This is a genomic window from Moorena sp. SIO1F2 (assembly GCF_010672755.1).
GTDB lineage: Bacteria > Cyanobacteriota > Cyanobacteriia > Cyanobacteriales > Coleofasciculaceae > Moorena.
The window spans coordinates 1-2,177 of record NZ_JAAHFV010000596.1; the positions used below are offsets into that span (position 1 = coordinate 1).

Genomic DNA, 2,177 nt, shown 5'->3' on the forward strand with positions numbered 1-2,177 from the left:
GGTTACGGTCGATGCCCGGTATTATCCGGGGCACCTCCGCTTCAGAACTGCACGTGAAAGTTTCCCCTCATGCAGCTCCTAGATATCCTTTCCTTTCGGAGTGCTCCAATGTATCTGTTGGTGGCAGCTCTGATGAACTGCTAGTAAGTTCTTTTTTGACCAATTGTCGTGGTTTCCATCTATGTGATGAAGGTGTACAGATTCGTCTTCTAAGAACTTCAATCCACAGTGTCCACAGGAATGGTTTTGCTCTTTCAATGCATCGGATGTAGCATTGGAGTAAAGGTTAGAGTTTCTTCGACTCCAATAGACTAAGTCACCGTCGTAGGGTGACTTAGTCCCCCGTACGTTCACGTGTTGGTTCTGTTTGTAACCTACCTTTGGAAATGCCTTTTGACATAGTTCGTTGGCTCTATACCGACTTACTTTCTTTTCCTTTCGGAACTTTCGGTGGGCAGTGTTGCACATGAACCATAAGGAATCCCTAGAACTGCTCATATTGCAGCTTTTGTGGTAGTTGCGCCATCCGCGAACGATGGGGGCTAGTTTCTTAGCTTTTACTTCAGCACCATAATTCGAGCAGTTGACTACGGCTTTAATCTTCTTGCGGATTGCTCTGTGATTTTCCTCTGAGGGAATGCACGAGAACTTTCCGTCTTTTCTGACGCGGAATCTCCACCCCAGGAAGTCAAATCCGTCTGTCGTTTTGGTCAGCTTGGTCTTTTCTGTACTGATTTCCATACCTCTTTCTGCCAAGAATGCCTTGACCTTTTCGAGGATTTTGGCAGCATCATCTTTAGGCTTGAGGATGAACACCATATCATCTGCGTATCGCAAACTAGTGTGAATATCTTCTATTCCGTTAAGAGCCACATTTGCTAGTAAAGGACTTACCACCCCCCCTTGAGGGGTACCCTGGTCTGGAAACTGAACGGATACTCCTGCTTTTAGGCATCGGTATATTCCCGTTTTGATTTTTGCTGGTGCTATAAGCCTTTCCATAATAGAGTTGTGGCTGATTCGGTCGAAGCACTTTTTGATGTCTAGTTCTATGATTCGTTTGTTGATGCCATTGGCGTCTGATTTCAAATGTAATTGAAGTCGTTTTTGAACATCTTGGGCGCACCTGCCCGTTCTGAACCCGTAACTATCCCCGCTGAACGTTGCCTCATGGGCTGGTTCAAGGGCTAGCTTCACCAGACATTGCCATGCTCGGTCGGCTATGGTAGGTATCTTTAGCATCCTAGTCTTACCATTCTTTTTCTTGATGGGGACTTCGCGTAGTCCGCTATGGTGCCAGTCATGACCATAGTGGTTCAATGCTTCAACCAATTCCATGCGTTCTCTGTAGTTGAGGCTTGACTTTCCGTCAACTCCAGCCGTCTTCTTGCCCTTATTTAGCTGTGTCACTTGTCGGACTGCCAAAAGCTGTGCTGAGCGGGATTTCAGTATGAGTTTTTGTAATGACCTAGCTTTCTTCAAGTCACCAGCTCGAACCGCTTTATATACACGCTTTTGTAGGCGGAAAAGATTCTGGCGGAGTTTCTTCCACTGTTGTCTTTTCCAAAGTTCACTATGTTTTACCATGTGTCTAACTGTGCTCTCAAACGAGCTTGTATACTCTGAATACCCGCAGCCAGTTATTCGGCTGCATCCTACCCGGCAGTGAGGATTAAGTTTGACATAACTTACTGTAGATTCGACCGGTCTCCAGACTCATTGTTGCTGCCGTTTTTACTTGTTCCATCCCTCAGATTGTTTTGGTGATTTAGGGCAGTCCACTTTGCCTATTCCCTTCTCAGAGATTACAACTATCCGAGAAACAACGTTGTGAGAATAATCGGGAATCAAGTCTCGCATGTACTAGTCAGATTGCGGCTTATACTTTAGACACTTTTTCAGGACTTTCGCTATCTGTTACCCGTGTCACCTCCCCGTTAGCGGCAGTGCGACGCATCTGATTCGCCTCTGATTCCGCCCTGGTGCCAGCTTCACTCTGCTAGGATGTCGCCTGCTCGGTGTGGCCAAGATAGGGAGTCACTTATCTCTTAAAGGGGTGGATTTTCACCACCATCCGAAGGACAGTTATAACTTTTGGGGTTTTATCCCCGCGAGTTACCTAGGTCATACCCCTCCCGCACGAGGGAGGCTCCTACCTAGAACAAGCCGCACTTCTC

At 46.8% G+C, this 2,177-nt stretch carries 1 protein-coding gene; it reads right to left on the reverse strand.

Annotation, left to right across the window (positions count from 1 at the left end; all coding sequences use genetic code 11):
- Window positions 1-78: 78 nt before the first annotated feature.
- A complete protein-coding gene (locus tag F6J94_RS33220) occupies window positions 79-1,587 on the reverse strand; it encodes a reverse transcriptase domain-containing protein (RefSeq protein ID WP_293048065.1) in 1,509 nt (502 codons plus the stop codon).
- Window positions 1,588-2,177: the final 590 nt, after the last annotated feature.

Excerpts from the sequence above, each read along its gene's own strand:
- F6J94_RS33220 (WP_293048065.1), bottom strand. The coding sequence starts at position 1,587 with ATGGTAAAACATAGTGAACTTTGGAAAAGACAACAGTGGAAGAAACTC.